The sequence below is a fragment of the Buttiauxella sp. BIGb0471 genome (genome assembly GCF_024807715.1).
GTDB lineage: Bacteria > Pseudomonadota > Gammaproteobacteria > Enterobacterales > Enterobacteriaceae > Buttiauxella > Buttiauxella agrestis.
Genome location: NZ_JANUEU010000002.1, coordinates 171,400 through 189,266, shown reverse-complemented (window position 1 = coordinate 189,266; position 17,867 = coordinate 171,400). Strand labels below are relative to the sequence as shown.

Here is a 17,867-nt window from a genome sequence, read left to right as displayed (position 1 = left end):
CCGCTATGCCGTTATCGACACGCTTTTGATTTGGGCGTACAACCACTGGCCCGGTTTTATCATTAGCTCATCTCTTGCCCACGGGCTAATCCGCGCCCACAGCGTTCGCGAACCCACTTCCAGCTGCACTTCCACCTGCCCTTCATCGTCATAACACTGAGCCACTTTGGCACGCAGCACGTTACGAATACTGCTGTTGACCGGCGGCTGGAGAATCAACGAAACGTCTGATGCCTGAATGCGAATACGCAACGACGCCTGCAACGGTTTATCGAGTTTGTTGACCCATAAATGCTGATCGCCGAGCGCAAGTGCCGTCATGGCGTAATGCGGATGATGCTCCAGCACCGTCACTTTCAGCACGCTACTTTGCTGCTCTTTAGGCAACCACGGGTGCATCACACTGCTGCCCCAAACTTCTTCCAGATTGCCAAAAGCTTTGACTTCACCGCCATCGAGCACCAGCACTTTATCCGCCAGATGCAGAATTTCTTCCAGCGAGTGGCTGACATAAAGCATCGGGATATTAATTTCCCGCGCCAGACGTTGCAGATACGGCAGCAGTTCACGCTTGCGGGGGATATCCAGCGAGGCAAGCGGTTCATCTAACAGCAGCAGTTCAGGCGAAGTTAACAAAGCGCGACCAATCGCCACGCGCTGTTTTTCCCCGCCGGACAAACTCCACGGGAAACGTTCTAACAGCGGCTCAATACCTAACAGCGCCACCAGTTTATCGAACTGCCCGGCAGCGGATCGCGGCATACCGTATTTTAGATTGCCGCGCACGCGGTAGTGCGGGAACAGTCGGGCATCCTGAAACACATAACCGATACGGCGTTTTTCAGGGGCCAGGAAACGCTTGTTTTCGGCATCGCTCAATACACGATCGTTCAGGACAATTCGCCCTTGTTGCGGGTGAGTCAGGCCGCTAATGGCATTAATAAGCGAGGTCTTTCCTGCACCAGAAACGCCAAATACGGCAGTAATCCCCTGCCCCGGCAAGGTTTCGTTGATCGCCAGACGATGATCCCCCAGCGTCTGAACGAAATTTAGCTCCAGCATCAGAGTGCCCCTATCCGTTTACGGCTCTGTCGAGCCAGCCATTCCGCCACCAGCAGAGACGCCAACGCCAGCACGATGGAAATCACGCACAAACGCGCTGCCGCACTTTCGCCGCCAGGGGTTTGAATCAGGGTGTACATTGCCGAAGGAATGGTGCGGGTTTCGCCGGGAATATTGGAAACGAAGGTAATGGTGGCGCCGAATTCACCGAGCGAGCGGGCAAATGCCAGCACGGTTCCGGCAATAATTCCCGGTAACGTGAGCGGTAAGGTGATGGTGCAGAACACTCGCCAGCGCCCGGCACCGAGCGTGCGTGCAGCCTGTTCGAGTTTCATATCCACACCTTCCAGCGCAAGGCGAATCGCTCGCACCATCAGCGGGAAGGACATCACCGCCGCCGCCAATACTGCGCCGCGCCAGCTAAACGCAAAGGTGATTCCAAAAACGTCGTAGATCCAGGCACCAATTACGCCGCGCCGCCCCATCGCAATCAGCAGTAAATACCCGACGACCACGGGCGGGAGCACTAACGGGAGGTGGATGATACTGTCGAGCAGGGCTTTGCCGGGGAACCGGCAACGCACCAGCACCCAGGCAAAGAAGATCCCAAAAGGGAGACTAAATAGCACCGCAAGGGTTGAGACTTTCAGGCTCAGCAGTACCGCCTGCCATTCGGGATCGGTCAATATCATTATTTAGTCGTAAATCCGTAACGTTGGAAGATAGCCGCAGCTTCCGGTCCTTTCAGATAAGTGTAAAACGCGCTAACGGTTGGGTTGTCGTGGCCTTTGACAATCGCAATCGGATATTCCACTTTCTTGTGGGAATCTTCCGGGAATGTGCCAACTACTTTCACGCCTTTACTCGCCACCGCATCGGAACCGTAAACGATACCCATCGGCGCTTCATCGCGTTCAACCAAAGCCAGTGCGCCACGAACATCTTCTACGGGAGCTAATTTTGGCGAGAGCGTATCCCACGCGCCCAATTTTTGCAGCGCTTCTTTGGCATAAATGCCTGCCGGAACATGGTCCGGGTCGCCAACGGCCAGACGGCCACCGTTGAGCAATGACGCCCAATCAGTTTTAGCGTCAATCGCAACATCGCCAATTTTGCTGGCTTTCGGCGCAACAACAACCAGGCTGTTGCCGAGCAGCGTTTCGCGAGAGTCGGTTTTAATCGCGTCTTTGCTGACGGCGTAATCCATCCATTTCTGGTCGGCAGAAATGAATAAATCCGCAGGAGCACCGGCTTCAATCTGGCGTGCAAGCGTTGAAGATGACGCAAAAGAAGAGGCGATCTGAACCGTGGTGCCTTTCTGATATTGCGTGGCAATATCCTGCATTGCGTTAGTTAATGACGCCGCTGCAAAGACAGTAATTTTGCTGTTATCGGCAAATGCCTGCCCGACCAACGTGACGCTCAATGCCGCGCCTAATGCGAGACGTACCCACTGCTTAGCCATGTTTTACTCCACTGAGTTTCGTTATGTAGTGCGTAATATAACGATGCAAGCAAAGAAATTACAGAACTTATCGGCACATTTGGCGGAAAGTTTATTCACGAACTGCATGCAAGTCGCTCAAGCTAAAGCAAAAATATCGTCGCGAGGCCGAGGAAAATAAAGAAACCGCCGGTGTCGGTAATCGCGGTAATCATCACGCTGGAACCGACTGCCGGGTCTTTGCCCATCCGAATCATGAAAATAGGGATCAACACGCCCATTAATGACGCCACCAGCAGGTTGAGTATCATCGCCAGCGTCATGACCCCGCCCAATGCGAGGTCGTCATAGAGAAGCCACGTTACGCCCCCCATCACGCCGCCCCAGATAATGCCGTTAATCAGGGCGACGCCCAGTTCGCGCAACACCAGAAACGAGAAGTTACCCGGTTGGATGTGTTGGAGTGCCAGTGCACGCACAATCATGGTGATGGTCTGGTTGCCCGTGTTACCACCAATTCCCGCGACAATCGGCATTAGCGACGCCAACGCCACCAGTTGTGAAATGGTATGTTCAAACAGGCCGATAACGCGCGAGGCGACAAAGGCGGTACACAAATTTAGCGCCAGCCACGCCCAACGCGCTTTAACCGCTTTGCTGACCGGGGCAAACACATCTTCTTCGGCGCTCAAACCACCCATACGGCGCAAATCGTTATCGGTTTCTTCATAAACCACATCGACGATTTCGTCGATGGTCAGGCGACCAATCAGTTTGCCGCTGCTGTCGATAACCGCCGCACTGACTAAGTCATCACGCTCAAACGTTCGCGCCGCAACTTCATCATTATCTTCCGGGGCAAAATAGGTCGGGTTGTCGTCCATGACGTTAATCACCAGCGTTTGCGGCGCATGCAGCAAAATGGTGGTCAGACCGAGTTCGCCCAACAAGGTTTTATCCCGCGTGGTGACGAAAACTTTATCGGTGTTTTGCGGCACTTTGCCACGCAAACGCAGAAAACGTTGCACCACGGCGAGCGTGACATCGGCCCGCACGGTGATCACTTCGAAATCCATAATGGCGCCGACGCTGTGCTTTTCGTAATGCAGCACTTGTCTGACGCGAGTGCGCTGTTCTTGCGGCAATGTCGCCAGCAAGCGGCCCATCAAGTCACGGGGAAGATATTGCGCGAGGTAAATTTGGTCGTCGATATCCAGCGGGCGAATAATATTGAGCAACGCTTTGTCGCTCATATCTTCAATCAGGTCATCCCAGACGGTTTCCGAGGCTTCAATCAGCACTTTGCCGCGCTTCTCTTCCTTCACCAGGCTCCACAGTGCGTGACGCTCTTCCGTCGGTAACGCTTCGAGCACATCGGCCAGATCGGCGGCGGGCAATCGCGCCACCAGGGTCACGATTTCGGCAATATCCTGCTCGGGGGTATGAGCGTCCGGCTGTGGGATTTTATCGAGAATGCCGGTAGCGACGGCTTTATTGGTTAACAGAATCTGGAGGATTCTGGCTCGGTCTTGCGCACGCTGTTTTGTGCTGTACTTTGGAGTGACAGACATCTGGCAGTTTTCCCTGTGAACGACGAGCTAAGTTATAGCCTGTCGGGGAACAGATAACCAGATTTTGTCGGGTGGATGTGTCGGATGACGCTTGCGCTTATCGGACCTACGGGTTCGGTGTTGTGGGGTGGATATGCGATAGCGTCATCCACCCATTGGAAAAGATTAGTTGCCGGTTCGGGCGACGGCATCGCGCGAAGCGTTATCTCGATCGTGACCGGTTAACTCGCTCAACTGACCCTGGCGCATCTCCAGCAAACGATCGGCATGAATAAAGTAATGATCGTCATGGCTGATAGCAAAAATGGTTTTACCCATTTGCTGCATGATTGGCAGCAGCGTCTGGTAGAACTCGCGGCGGAAATGAGGATCCTGATCGGCGGCCCATTCATCGAGCAGAATGATGTCGCGCTCTTCGGCTAACGCCAGCAATAAAGCCACGCGTTTTTTCTGCCCTTTCGAGAGTTTCAGATTGAGGATTGTGCCGTTATCCAACTCCAGCTTGTGGCTCATTTTCAGGCGCTCAAGCCAGGTCGCCACCAGCTCAGGATTCGCCTGTTCGCCCTGTGGGCCAAGTAGGCGGTCAAACAGCCACACATCCGTAAATACCGCAGAAAAGAGTTTGCGATAATCATCCTGATTGCTGGCATCAATCTTTTGCCCATCCAGATAGATTGCGCCAGACACCGGTTGGTAAAGCCCGGTCAGCAGCATCGCCATGGTGGATTTACCGCTACCATTGCCACCAATCAGGAACAGCAGTTCGCCGCGTTCAATTTTGAGATTCAGTGGGCCGACGGAGAATGTGTTGTCGCCGTACTGGAACACCACATCGCGCATTTCCAGCGTTTGCCAGCGAACCGGCTCTTTGCTGCGCGGGAATGCCGCATCGTAAGGCGCCAGGTGGAATTTGTTGAGTTTGTTGAACGCGACTTGTGCCGTTAATAATGTTGGCAATGCGCCAACCGCCGAAAGCATTGGCGTGCGTAAGAAAAGTAGCGTCAGGGAGAATGTTGCCGCCACGTTGGTATCAGACCAGCCGAGGCTGTTCGCCATCCAGAACACCAGGCCAATTACGCCGAGCATCATAATATTCGACCAGTTCACCGCGCTCAGATGGTAGGTATCAGCGCGAATAATATGGCTGCGATAATCGTTAGCATGAGGAATATAGGTGTCTTCATAGACGCGTTCCGCACGCTCACGGTTTAACGCCAGTTCTTTGCGCCCTTCAATCACGGTCTGGTAATCGTTGTAAAGCTGGTCTTCAATTTCACGCAGTTGCGCCAGGTGTTTGTAAACCCGCGCGACCAGCACATAGCCGCCATAGATAGTCACCGCCACCCAAATCGCCGTAACGCCGAGCATTTTTGGCGACAGCCACGCCAGATAAGCCGCTGAACCGAAGGTCAGAATAATGCCCTGAACCAGTTCCGGTAGACGCACAAAAGCAATGGTAATGTTGCGTACATCGCTGGTTAAACCTGCGAGCAGCGCCGCATTACCGAGTTGTTCAACGCGTTCAACGTGAGTGTCCATCAGGCGTTTGATAAATTCGCTGCGCAGACGGAAAACGAAATGGTGGCCGAGTGTGGTCAGCGCTAATTGCGAGCCCAACGTCACCGCCATTAACAGCAGTAACAGGCCGAGAAATTCAGGCAAAACCGAAAGGGAAATATCAGGCGTTTCAATCAAGCGCAGGTTGATAAAGGCAATTAAGCCGATGCCGAGCGCCGCACTGAGCAAACTCAGCGCCATGACTATCAAGAAAGGCCAGCGATACTGCCGGAAAACCACACGTAAAAGTTCCATTACTCACAACCCGTAAAACGAAAACAGCGAGCAGTTTAAACGGCTGGCATCCAACAGCAAGAATAATTCTTATTAATATTCGTGTTAACGGGTGTGGCGGAAAGTAATGTTGTAACGAAACTCTCCAGTGGCGCTGTGTTGGCCGGCTTTAAGCGGCAAAATACCGTGGTAAAAAAGGCGGGAAGCGCCGCCCCACACCACCACATCACCGTGTTCGAGCATCACACGCTTAAGCGGGTCATTGCGTTTAAGGCCACCAAACTGAAACACAGCCGGGAGACCAAGCGAGACGGAAACTATCGGCTGTTGCAAGTTCAGCTCGTCTTTATCCTGATGCAACGACAGTTTAGCCCCCACGGCGTAGCGGTTAATCAGGCAGGCATCCGGCGCAAAACCAGGATATCCAGCCGCTTTTGATGCGGCATCCGATAGCTCACGAAAAATCGTTGGTATGGCGGGCCAGGGCTGCGAAGTGAGCGGGTCAATGGGTGAATAGAGATAGCCGTGGCTGTCTGTTGTCCAGCCAACATCACCGCAGTTGGTCATCGCCACGGACATGGTGTATCCGCCGGGCGTGACCATCTGGCGAAACGGAGAACGGTCAGCCAACAGAGAAATTTGCCCGAGAAGCTGCCGCGCATCGGCACAGGCAAAGCGGCGCAGAATCACCGCCCCTTCCGCCAGTGGCTCCTGCCACGGCGCTTCATCGGCAAATAAATCAAGCATCACTCCTCCCGCTGTTTGGCTTCAATCTCAAGTAATTGACGCTTACGATCCACACCCCAACGGTACCCGGAAAGCGCTCCGTCGTTACGCACTACACGATGGCAAGGAATGACAACCGCCAGTTTGTTGGCCGCGCACGCTCCCGCAACGGCACGAACGGCCTGCGGTTTACCGATGCGCTGGGCGATATCGCTATAGCTCGCCGTTTGTCCCGCCGGGATTTGACGCAACGCTTGCCAGACTTGTTGCTGGAATGCGGTACCCTGAATATCCAGCGGTAAAGCAACCTGCTGGCCCGGATGTTCAAGCACGCTCACCACCTGCGCCACTCGTCGGGCGAATGATTCATCGCCCACATCAAGTGAAGAATTCGGGAACAACGTTTCCAGCTCGTGAATCAAACTTTGTGCATCATTACCTAATAGTATGGCGCAAATCCCGCGCTCACTCTGGGCAACCAGGAATTCACCCAATCGACAAGAACCGACGACAAATTGAATGGTAGCGCGCGCTCCCCCCCGACGATATTGCTTTGCCGTCATCCCGAGAACCTCATTCGCCTGCTGATAAAAATTGCTTCCGGACTGATAACCCGCCTCGAAAACAGCGCGAGTCACTGGTTCACCATCATTGAGTTGCTCGCGCAGGCGTTTGGCACGAAGCGCTTTTTGCCAGGCGTGGGGCGTTAAGCCAGTGACCTGTTTGAAAAGGCGGTGAAAGTGAAATGGGCTCATTGCCACACGTGCCGCAAGTTCAGCCAATACAATCGGCTCGCTGCTGGCTTCGAGAATTCGGCAAGCCTCGGTGATACGGTCAATACGCTGCTGCTCTGGCGCTGGTTTATCTGGCTGGCAGCGTTTGCATGGCCGAAAACCGGCATCGACTGCAGCGGCAACATTTTCAAAGAACAGGACGTTTTTGCGTAATGGGTGGCGTGCGCTGCAAGAGGGACGGCAGCAAATCCCTGTCGTTTTCACGGCAAAAACGAACTGCTCATCGGCGCGAGTATCACGGGTTTCCACGGCCTGCCAGCGGCTTTCATTGCTGACTTCGTCAAAAAGTTGTTTCATGACTGGCTCCTGTTTTTGCTGTCAGGGTATGACTTTGACAGCATAGGTGTGCTGAGAAACCCGCAATCTTGCTTTCTAATTTTACTCGCTGAGTAAGAAGGTTTTAAACTGCGGCGACATCCACGTAGTAAAACTATCGCCCTCTTTGGTGATCAAATAGACTGCCAGCCCCTCTTTTTCTGCGACCTGTTTCGCTTTTTCCGTACCGAGCACCATCAGGCCGGTGTCCCATCCATCAGCCTCCATGGCAGTCGGGGAAATCACGGTTGCCGACACGAGTTTGTGCTGAATCGGCTGGCCGGTTTTAGGATCAATCACGTGCGACAGGCGCTTGCCATCGAGTTCGTAATAATTGCGATAGCTTCCCGAGGTGCTGATTCCGTGGCCGTTGAGATCAACCACCGCCTGTACCGCGTTTTCACGGTCGGTAGGTTTCTGGATAGCGACTCGCCAGGGTTTGCCATCCGCGTTAGTGCCACGCGTGACCACGGCTCCACCGACGGAAACCAGGTAACGGCTAATACCGTTTTGTTCCATTAAACGCGCCAGATGATCGGCCGCGTAACCTTCGCCCATCGTGGAAAGATCCACATACAAGCCAGGCAGATCTTTTTGCAGGAACTGTTTCCCGGCCTGGTTAATCACCGTGAGATGATGCAAACCGGTTAGCGCTTTGGCGGCGTCAATGTGTGCCTGATCCGGCGTCTTAATCGGCTGTTTATCCGGGCCAAATCCCCACAGATTCACCAGCGGCCCAACGGTAATGTCCATCGCGCCGTCGGTTTTCGCCCCGATTCGCAAGGCCATAGTCACAATGTCGCTCATCGCTTCGGCAACCGGATACGGTTGGGTTGATACCGACTGATTGAAAAGCGAGAGCGCTGAATTTTTTTTGTACGTCGACAATAAGTGGTCATCACCGTCTAACTGCGCCTGGATTTTTTCGCGCAGTTCCGTTTGACGGGCTTCGTCTACTCCCGCAAGGCTCGCTCGCCAGTAAGTCCCCATAGTTTTGCCTTCCAGCACCATGCCGGAATTGCCTTTCGCCGTTGGGTTATCACAGCCTGCTAAAGCGCCCAGAACTATGGCAAACAGGCCATAGCGTAATAATCGTAAGTCCATTGTTTCTCTCTCCTGTTTGAGCGCAAAAGGGTACACCAACTGGCAAAAAAATTGGCTTAAATGTGAAGGTTGTTGAGGGTTCAGACGTAAAAAAGGCGCCCTTCGGCGCCTTTCACAAATCACACTGCGTAAGCAGGAATTAGAACTGGTAAACCAGACCAACACCTACGATGTCATCGGTGTTAACACCGGCATCACGAGTGAAGTTGTTGTCGTCCAGCAGGTTGATTTTGTAATCAACGTAGGTAGACATGTTTTTGTTGAAGTAGTAAGTCGCGCCAACATCAACATATTTAACCAGATCCTGGTCGCCGTAACCGTTGATGTCTTTACCCTTGGACTGCAGGTAAGCAACGGAAGGACGCAGACCGAAGTCGAACTGGTACTGTGCTACAACTTCAAAGTTCTGTGCTTTGTTAGCAAAGCCACCGGTTGTAGTAGCGCCATCATCGTTCACGCCGTTTTTGGTACCGAAGCGAGTCGCGTTGTAAGTCTGGGTGTACTGCGCTGCCAGGTAGATGTTGTTAGCGTCATATTTCATGCCGCCGCTATAGGTAGTAGCGCGATCGCCTTCACCCATGTATGTAACGCTGTTTTGTTCAGAAGTACGCTTGGAGCTAGAAATCGCTGAACCGATGCTGAAACCTTCGCCCAGATCATAAGTCAGGGAGCCGCCGAAGCCGTCACCGTTCTGTTTCAGAGCGCCACGGCCGTTAGCGGTAGAACCTTCACCAGAAACGCTGCCGTTTTTACCCTGGTATTGCAGAGCAAAGTTCAGGCCGTCAACCAGACCGAAGAAGTCGGTGTTACGGTAAGTTGCAACGCCGTTTGCACGAGATTGCATGAAGTTATCAGAACCATAAGTGTCGCCGCCAAATTCTGGCAGAACGTCGGTCCATGAAGTTACGTCGTATACAACGCCGTAGTTACGACCGTAGTCGAATGAACCGTAGTCAGCAAAACGCACACCTGCGAAGCCCAGACGAGTCCACGCCTGATCGCTGCTGCCTTCGGTGTTGTTTGCTTGAACGTTGTATTCCCACTGGCCGTAACCGGTCAGTTGGTCATTAATCTGAGTTTCGCCTTTGAAACCGATACGAACATAAGACTGGTCACCGTCTTGACCATCGTTGTCAGAAAAGTAATGTAAGCCATCTACTTTACCGTACAGATCTAATTTGTTGCCGTCTTTGTTATAAATTTCGGCCGCATGAGCGGTGCCTGCTACCAGCAATGCTGGAACCAGGAGGGACAGTACTTTAACTTTCATGTTATTAACCCTCTGTTATATGCCTTTTTATATGCCACTGCTTACTGATTGTTTTTCCAATCAGTCGGCGAACCCATTGTCCAAAACAAATACAGATTAATCCAATCCGAATATGATACTAAAACCATAGAGATGTTTCATTTATCCATATAGGTGTTTCAAAATGTAAATACGATGGAACTTTTTTCAGCACGAAAAGACAATTATATAAGCACTAAAAGTTAAAACAAATAATACTAAAAGCAAAATCAATAACTTACCTAATAATAAAATCAGTAGCACTGAATGATAAAACATACTGCTGATTTATATATAAAATAACTCCCGCTATCATCATTAACTTTATTTATTACCGTCATTCATCTCTGAATGTCTGTTTACCCCTATTTTGGACCGGATGCTTGCATCCGGTTTTTTTTACGCTTCTTTACGTAACTTTAATCATTCTGTGCTACTCCCTTCAAAAATGTAATGACTATTAAGAAATCCGCCCTCAACACGATTAATGCCGCTTCGCTTAGCCGGAACTTTTTCAAAGAAGAAAATCTAAATAAAATGTCATTTCAAATATAATATTTGTACAGATGAAATCATTTTGTACAAAAACACCCCATCTCAATCGTACAAAATACGCTCCGTTTACCGTTCCCATTCTGGCTAATTTTCAGTAACCTGGAAATGTACCCATTTGGAATTATACTCGTTGGGTTTCAAAGAGAGTCGATGACGCCAGTGCCTGATAAAGGTATTCTTAGCGCTGGTTTTTTGGTGACAGTTCTACCGCCAGTCAGGCTTATGTCTGCGGGTAGAACAGAACAGTGGTTTTTATTAAAGTGGCGAATGCTCGCCGGGTTGCGCGCTAACAATGAGTCAGTCAGACAGTATGATCCCTAATAAATTTTCGCTTATCCCCGGTAATATCACGCGCTTCTTTCTGCTATTGATCGTGATATTGCTCATTGCCATGGGCGTTATGGTGCAAAGTGCCGTCAATACCTGGCTGAAAGATAAGAGCTATCAGATTGTAGATATCACGCACGCGCTGCATAAACGCATCGATACCTACCGTTACGCCACCTGGCAAATCTATGACAACATTGCCGTGTCGACATCTCCGGCAAGTGAAGGCCTGCAAGAAACGCGTCTGCGCCAGGACGTTTATTATTTAGAGAAACCTCGCCGCAAAACCGAAGCCCTGATTTTTGGCTCCCACGACAGCTCCACCCTGGACATGACCCAACGTATTTCGACCTATCTCGATACGCTGTGGGGTGCCGAAAATAGCCCGTGGTCGATGTATTATTTAAACGGCCAGGACAACAGCATGATCCTGGTTTCCACCCTGCCGCTTAAAGATCTCTCATCCGGCCTGAAGGAAAGTGGCGTAGGCTCAATTGTCGATTCACGTCGCGCTGAGATGTTGCAACAGGCGAACGCGCTTGATGAACGTGAGAGTTTTTCTTCATTACGCCATCTGGCCTGGCAAAACGGCCACTACTTTACCCTGCGCACGACCTTTAACCAGCCGGGGCATCTGGCAACCGTCGTCGCATTTGATTTGCCGATTAACGATTTAATTCCGCCAACGATGTCACTGGATAGTTTCCGTCTGGAAAATAATGATGCCCAACTTCCGGCCAAGAGTGCCGATAAAGAGGGACCAGATAGCATCACCATTAACTTTAACGGCGCGAAAATCGAAATTGCTTCACCGCTTGCCACTACCGATTTGCGTTTGGTATGGCAGGTTCCACTTGGCACGTTGTTGATGGACACCTTGCAAAATATTTTGCTGCCACTGCTGCTTAATATCGGCCTGCTGGCACTCGCACTGTTTGGCTTTACGACTTTCCGCCAGCAGGCTGCGCGCCCGGTCGAAACCCAAAGCGGCAATGGCGAGTTACAAATCCTGCGAGCCTTAAATGAAGAGATTGTCGCGCAACTGCCACTTGGCCTGCTGGTGCATGATCTGGACTCTAATCGTACGGTCATCAGCAATAAAATTGCCGACCATCTGCTGCCGCACCTGAATCTGCAAAACATTATTGCGATGGCCGATCAGCATCAGGGTGTCATTCAGGCCACGATAAATAACGAGCTGTATGAAATCCGCCAGTTCCGTAGCCAGATTGCTCCACGCACGCAGATTTTTGTGATTCGCGATCAGGACCGCGAAATTCTGGTGAATAAAAAGCTCAAACAAGCGCAACGTTTATATGAGAAAAATCAGCAAGGACGCATCGCGTTCATGCGCAATATCGGAGAGGCGTTACAGCTTCCGGTGAAAAGCATTGCAGAGCACGCCAGCGCGTTAAACACGCCAGAGGCGCGCATCGTCGCTAATGAAGCGCAAAGTATTGCGCGTCTGGTGGATGAAATTCAGTTGCTGAACATGCTCGAAACCGACGCATGGAAAACCAATGCCACAAAGTTTGCCATCCAACCTTTGATTGATGAAGTCGCGCTGGAAATGCTGCCGATTATCAAACGCAAGGGCTTGCAGCTGCTGATAAATAATCACCTGACAACCGATGAAGAACGCCATGGCGACCGCGAAGCGTTGCGCAAAGCCTTGCAATTACTGCTCAATTACTCGGTGACGACGACGCAGATTGGTAAAATCACCCTGGATATCACCGAAGAAGAATCCGGTCCTGACCGTTTGCTGTTCCGTATTCTGGACACCGGCGAAGGCATTAGTCACGGCGAAGTCGATAATCTCCACTTCCCTTTCCTTAACGAAACCAGCGAGGATCGTTACGGGCAAGCCAACGGCTTAACGTTCTATTTGTGCAACCAGCTGTCACGCAAATTAGGCGGGCATCTGAATATTAAAACCCGTGAGGGGATTGGTACGCGCTATAACCTGCACATCAAAATGACGGCAGAGCCGCAGCACGAAGAACAGGAAGAGAAATTGCTCGATGATGTCGTGGCGATGATTGATATCACCTCGAACGAAGTGCGAAATATCGTCACTCGTCTGCTGGAGAATTGGGGAGCACAATGCATCACCCCGGATGAAAGACTGGCAAGTCAAGAGTTTGATATCTTCCTGACAGATAATCCGTCTAATCTTACATCTTCTGGTTTGCTTTTAAGCGATGATGAGAACGGAATGCGGAAAATAGGGCCAGGCCAATTCCGCGTTAATTTTAATATCAGCAATGCCATGCAGGATGCGGTGCTACAACTGATAGAGGAGCAACTGGCGCAAGAAGGGGCATCCGAATCGCCATTAGGTGGTGACGAAAATGCGCAACTTCATGCCAGCGGCTATTACGCGCTGTTTGTTGACACAGTACCGGAAGATGTTAGGAGATTGTATACTGAATCTGCGGCGCACGATTTCGCAGCGTTAGCGCAGACAGCTCACCGCTTAAAGGGGGTGTTTGCAATGCTCAATCTGGTACCCGGCAAGCAGTTATGTGAAACGTTAGAGCATCACATTCGTGAAAGTGATGCTACCAACATACAAAAATATACCAGCGATATTGACGCTTACGTCAAGAGTTTGCTGTAGCAAGGTAGCCTATTACATGAACAGTATGAACGTAATTATTGCCGACGACCATCCGATTGTCCTGTTCGGCATTCGTAAATCTCTCGAGCAGATCGAGTGGGTGAATGTTGTCGGTGAATTTGAAGACTCCACAGCGCTTATCAATAATCTGCCAAAACTTGATGCTCATGTTTTGATAACCGATCTCTCAATGCCTGGCGACAAATACGGCGATGGCATTACGCTTATCAAATACATTAAGCGCCATTTCCCAAATATCTCCATCATCGTTCTGACGATGAATAACAACCCGGCGATTTTGAGTGCAGTATTAGAACTTGATATCGAAGGGATTGTATTGAAGCAAGGCGCGCCAACCGACTTACCAAAAGCCCTGGCCGCATTGCAGAAAGGCAAAAAATTCACTCCGGAAAGCGTTTCACGCCTGCTGGAAAAAATCAGCGCGGGCGGTTACGGCGACAAACGTTTGTCTCCAAAAGAGAGCGAAGTATTGCGCCTGTTCGCGGAAGGTTTCCTGGTGACTGAAATTGCCCGCAAACTGAACCGCAGCATCAAAACCATCAGTAGCCAGAAGAAATCAGCCATGATGAAACTGGGTGTGGAAAATGACATTGCATTGCTGAACTATCTTTCGTCAGTGAGCCTGTCCCCGGCTGACAAAGAATAATTTCTACCCGTCATACTTCAAGTTGCAGCTGTGTTGGCTGCACTCACTCACCCCAGTGACTTACTTTAGTAAGCTCCTGGGGATGAGTTCTCTTACCGCCTGGCTGTAACTCGAATTATTCGGGCATAAACCCTAATCCTACTTCGCAGAACTACAACTCCCTACTGCTGCGCACCCTTGCGGCATAGAGATCGACAGTCTTTTTAAGAATATCCAGCGTCACCGGTTTCGACAGGCAACTATCCATTCCCGACTCAATACAACGCTGCTTCTCTTCAGCCAGCGCATTCGCCGTGACCCCCACGACAGGCAGCGTTAAACCTAACTGTCGAATACGTTGCGTCAGACGGTATCCATCCATGTTCGGCATGTTGACGTCGCTCAGCACGATATCAATATGATTTTTACTCAGCACATTGAGTGCGTCCACGCCGTCATTCGCCGTTTTGCATTGATACCCGAGAGATCCCAACTGATCGGCCAGCAAACGTCGGTTGATAGGATGATCATCAACTACCAGGATCATCATGTCATCGTTTCGTTCATTGTTGCCAGTGAGCGCCGGGAGTTCCACATCCGTACCCGGTAACGTCACGGTAACGCTGTAAATACGGCCCAACAGCAGCAATAAATCATGCGGGGCGGCAAGGCTGTGCAACCAGCAACCCGGTGACATCTCAATTGGAATACCGATATGACGACGGCAGAAAATAATCGCGGCACGCCCTTCCCACTCGTTTTCCAGCTCATCGTCAGTAATCAAAATATCGTCGCTGCCGGGTATTTCCCCCTGATACTGCCGAACGTCGATATGGTTTTTGGCAAGCATCGATTCCAGATACTGGCTCAGTGACGCGTTGCGCACCGCCAGCCAGCAGCGCTTGTTCAGCAAGCCTTCTACCTCAGATTGCCCGGCATAATTGGCACTGTATAAAGGAATGCGAATCGTAAATTGGCTGCCCATGCCTACTTCGGTATCAACCGAAATATCGCCATCCATCATGCTGATTAGCTTCTCACAGATGGCCAGACCCAGCCCGGTGCCCTGGAAGTTATGCTGCACGCCAGTGCCCACCTGGAAGAACGGGTCGAACAGGCGCGTGACCTCTTTTGCAGGGATCCCCACGCCCGTGTCACGCACTCGCAACGAGAGATAATCCCCTTCCACGCTGACATGCAAAACAATGCAGCCCACGTCGGTAAATTTAATGGCGTTACTCAGCAAGTTGGAAATCACCTGCTGCAAACGCATCGGGTCGCCTTGCAGCGTCAGCGGCACATCAGGTTCGATGAAACAGTACAGGCCGAGCTGTTTACGCACCACCAGCGGTAAATAGTTGGCGGTGATGTGGCTCATGACTTCACGCGGAGAGAACTCACGCGGCTCGATTTTGAGCTGTTCAGATTCAATTTTTGAGAAGTCGAGAATATCGCTGATAATTTTCAGCAGCAGACTGGAAGAGTTATTCATCGCCGTCACCAGGCGATCAACGCCTTTCGGCAACTCTTTGGTTTGCAATAAATCCAGGTTGCCAATAATGCCGTACAAAGGCGTACGCAGTTCATGGCTGACGGTAGCAAGGAACATGGATTTTGACTGGCTCGCTTGCTCAGACGCCTGCGCCATTTCCTGGAGTGACTCTTCCATTTTCACACGCGCACTCACATCCACCAGCACGCAAATCGCCACGTTTTCATTACGATAGCGCGAATGGACAAAGCTTATCTGCAAGTTGGTATGGCTGCTGGTCAGCACATCGACAAAGTTAACCTGCTGCCCGCAAATGATTTGCGTCAGCCGCTGCCGGTCTTCGTGAGTCAGCATGTTGAGATAATTGTGCGCCAGTTCGTTGCTCAGAATATTTGTGCCGTCCTGAGTACGCAGAATACAAATCCCTACCGGGGCCGAAGCCACAATTTTACGGTTGAACTGTTCGTGTTCTTCCAGACGCTGTGCATCGTTTTCCGCCGGGATAAATATCCGTTTCTCGTACATCCGCGCCAGCGTAAACAGCACGACGCCCACCAGGATATTCAACAGCACCGAGTTGAGGATCAGCATCCGGATCCGCTCCAGCACCATATCCACCGGGACGGAGTACACCACGCTCATTGACGATGGCGGCAAGTTTTTCTTGAGAATGAATTGTTTGAAACCTGAGGTGTAACCAAACCACGAACGTTCCTGCACCCATTTACTTTCAGGCTCGATACGTGTTTCCGGGCCGGTCAGTGAAATCAACGGTCGGCTATTTTCATCCAGTATGGTCACGCCAATGGGCATAGAACCTGGTGACAGGAAATTTTCCATGCGGATGGTTTGTTCAACACCCAGCAGCGCCTGCAAGCGGTTAGCAAGATACACCGGCGTCAGCGTATAAAAGTAACCAACACCCGGACGCGACCCCTGCCCAATCCAGTAAATACTGTTGCTGCGCTCATCTTGCGGGGCATTACGATATTTCATGATGCGTTCGTGCAACGTTTTCAGCGCTTTTTCGCGCTCAAGCGGCATTTCACGCAGGCCGAAATCGGCCATGCACAGATTGTCACCGCCAATCAAAAAGACGCGGTTGAGATCGTAAGCTGCAGAAAAATTATCGCGCCAGTAGCGCAAGAACCACGCCAGCGATTGCAACGAAGAACGCCAGGAGGCACTGACGGCGGAGCAGTCAGAGTCGGGGAATAACGGCATGAAATTCGGCGGATCAACTTTGTTGTCATCATTTTCCACGACCGGCAACACGCCATTCGACGCAGTCAGGCGATTCTCGGCGATGTACTTGAGTTCTTTCACCACATCAGAGGTGCGTTGAATGTAACGCTGCGCCTGATCGAAGCTGATATTAAATTCCTGACGAATTTCTGACTCTTTTTCGTGTAATGCATTAACGATGTAAAACACCGAAAAGAGCGCAATCAGCAGCCAGAGCAATAAAGCCAGCGCCCGAAACATGTAGCGGGAGACTTTGAGTGTGGTACGAAAGGAGACAAGATATTTCAAATTGAGCCTGGTCGTGGAAATAACAAAACTTTAGATGCCGTTAAGGTAGTCGCAAAAATGGTAGCCCGCAACGGCAAACAGCGTGGATGACACTGACCACAAAGGATTACTGTCAGAACTTCTCGATAACCTTGAAATGCATCAGCACCAGGGTCATATCCGGTGAGAATAAGTCATATTCTTCAAAAAAGCGTTTATGCTCTTTACGCCAGTAAGCCAGCGATTTGTCGCCTTCGCCTTCAGCCAGAGCATGAGCTTCATTGACCTGCTCATAAGTGGTCATCTCAACGGTCGTCAGTTCAATCGCACAAACCGGCTCATTCTTGCCATCTACCACCACGAAGATATCACCAGGTTGGGCAATGCCCTCGCCATCAAGGTTAGAACAGGTGGCCGTTTTCACGCCATCCAGCACCAGCCTGGCAAGTTCATCCGCCTGCTTTTCGGTATCACCGAATGCCCAACGTTCTATGTCTTCATACTTTTCAGGAATAGCCATTGCTTCACCTTATTAATTGAGCCATCAATTCATTAGAATAATACATGGTATTAAAATACAAAACGCCCGATGCAAAGAATGCATCAGGCGTTTTAAG

The 17,867-nt window shown here is 51.0% G+C and carries 13 protein-coding genes; 2 read left to right on the top strand and 11 right to left on the bottom strand.

Features of this window, described 5'->3' with window-relative positions:
• Positions 1-3 precede the first annotated feature (3 nt).
• The 9 genes from modC to M2371_RS07355 all read right to left on the bottom strand — a co-directional run bounded on the left by modC (position 4) and on the right by M2371_RS07355 (position 10,077).
• Positions 4-1,062, bottom strand: coding sequence for a molybdenum ABC transporter ATP-binding protein ModC (gene modC / locus M2371_RS07395; protein ID WP_115630036.1), 1,059 nt, complete (start codon positions 1,060-1,062; stop codon positions 4-6).
• Complete coding sequence (modB, locus tag M2371_RS07390; protein WP_034494111.1) at positions 1,062-1,754, bottom strand: molybdate ABC transporter permease subunit; 693 nt, start codon at positions 1,752-1,754, stop codon at positions 1,062-1,064. The genes modC and modB overlap by 1 nt, the downstream gene beginning before the upstream one ends.
• Entirely contained in the window at positions 1,754-2,527 is a 774-nt protein-coding gene (gene modA / locus M2371_RS07385; RefSeq protein WP_259267355.1) for a molybdate ABC transporter substrate-binding protein, read from the bottom strand. The genes modB and modA overlap by 1 nt, the downstream gene beginning before the upstream one ends.
• A gap of 122 nt (positions 2,528-2,649) precedes the next feature.
• Positions 2,650-4,077 carry a magnesium transporter gene (gene mgtE / locus M2371_RS07380; protein ID WP_259267354.1) on the bottom strand — a complete coding sequence of 476 codons (1,428 nt, stop codon included), beginning with the start codon at positions 4,075-4,077 and terminating at the stop codon, positions 2,650-2,652.
• A 165-nt stretch (positions 4,078-4,242) separates the two neighbouring features.
• Positions 4,243-5,889 (bottom strand): multidrug ABC transporter permease/ATP-binding protein, encoded by a 1,647-nt coding sequence (locus M2371_RS07375; protein WP_259267353.1) that lies wholly within the window; start codon positions 5,887-5,889, stop codon positions 4,243-4,245.
• Positions 5,890-5,973: 84 nt separating this feature from the next.
• The gene (alkB, locus tag M2371_RS07370; RefSeq protein ID WP_259267352.1) at positions 5,974-6,615 is read right to left on the bottom strand and encodes a DNA oxidative demethylase AlkB; all 642 of its coding nucleotides are present in this window, start codon (positions 6,613-6,615) and stop codon (positions 5,974-5,976) included.
• Positions 6,615-7,685 (bottom strand): bifunctional DNA-binding transcriptional regulator/O6-methylguanine-DNA methyltransferase Ada, encoded by a 1,071-nt coding sequence (gene ada / locus M2371_RS07365; protein ID WP_259267351.1) that lies wholly within the window; start codon positions 7,683-7,685, stop codon positions 6,615-6,617. Before ada ends, alkB begins: the two co-directional genes overlap by 1 nt.
• An 81-nt stretch (positions 7,686-7,766) precedes the next feature.
• A complete protein-coding gene (gene apbE, locus M2371_RS07360) occupies positions 7,767-8,807 on the bottom strand; it encodes an FAD:protein FMN transferase ApbE (RefSeq protein ID WP_259267350.1) in 1,041 nt (346 codons plus the stop codon).
• Positions 8,808-8,946: 139 nt separating this feature from the next.
• Positions 8,947-10,077, bottom strand: coding sequence for a porin OmpC (locus M2371_RS07355; protein WP_259267349.1), 1,131 nt, complete (start codon positions 10,075-10,077; stop codon positions 8,947-8,949).
• 865 nt (positions 10,078-10,942) lie between these two features.
• Here M2371_RS07355 and rcsD point away from each other — a divergent pair.
• Both rcsD and rcsB read left to right on the top strand, forming a co-directional pair.
• Positions 10,943-13,600, top strand: a complete 2,658-nt coding sequence (gene rcsD / locus M2371_RS07350) for a phosphotransferase RcsD (protein WP_172895193.1) — start codon at positions 10,943-10,945, stop codon at positions 13,598-13,600.
• 16 nt (positions 13,601-13,616) lie between these two features.
• On the top strand, positions 13,617-14,267 hold the full coding sequence (gene rcsB, locus M2371_RS07345) for a response regulator transcription factor RcsB (protein WP_034494092.1): 651 nt from the start codon (positions 13,617-13,619) through the stop codon (positions 14,265-14,267).
• A 151-nt stretch (positions 14,268-14,418) separates the two neighbouring features.
• Here rcsB and rcsC read toward each other — a convergent pair whose 3' ends face one another.
• On the bottom strand, positions 14,419-17,271 hold the full coding sequence (rcsC, locus tag M2371_RS07340; protein ID WP_172895194.1) for a two-component system sensor histidine kinase RcsC: 2,853 nt from the start codon (positions 17,269-17,271) through the stop codon (positions 14,419-14,421).
• Positions 17,272-17,383: 112 nt separating this feature from the next.
• The gene (locus M2371_RS07335; protein WP_034494089.1) at positions 17,384-17,770 is read right to left on the bottom strand and encodes an ASCH domain-containing protein; all 387 of its coding nucleotides are present in this window, start codon (positions 17,768-17,770) and stop codon (positions 17,384-17,386) included.
• Positions 17,771-17,867 lie beyond the last annotated feature (97 nt).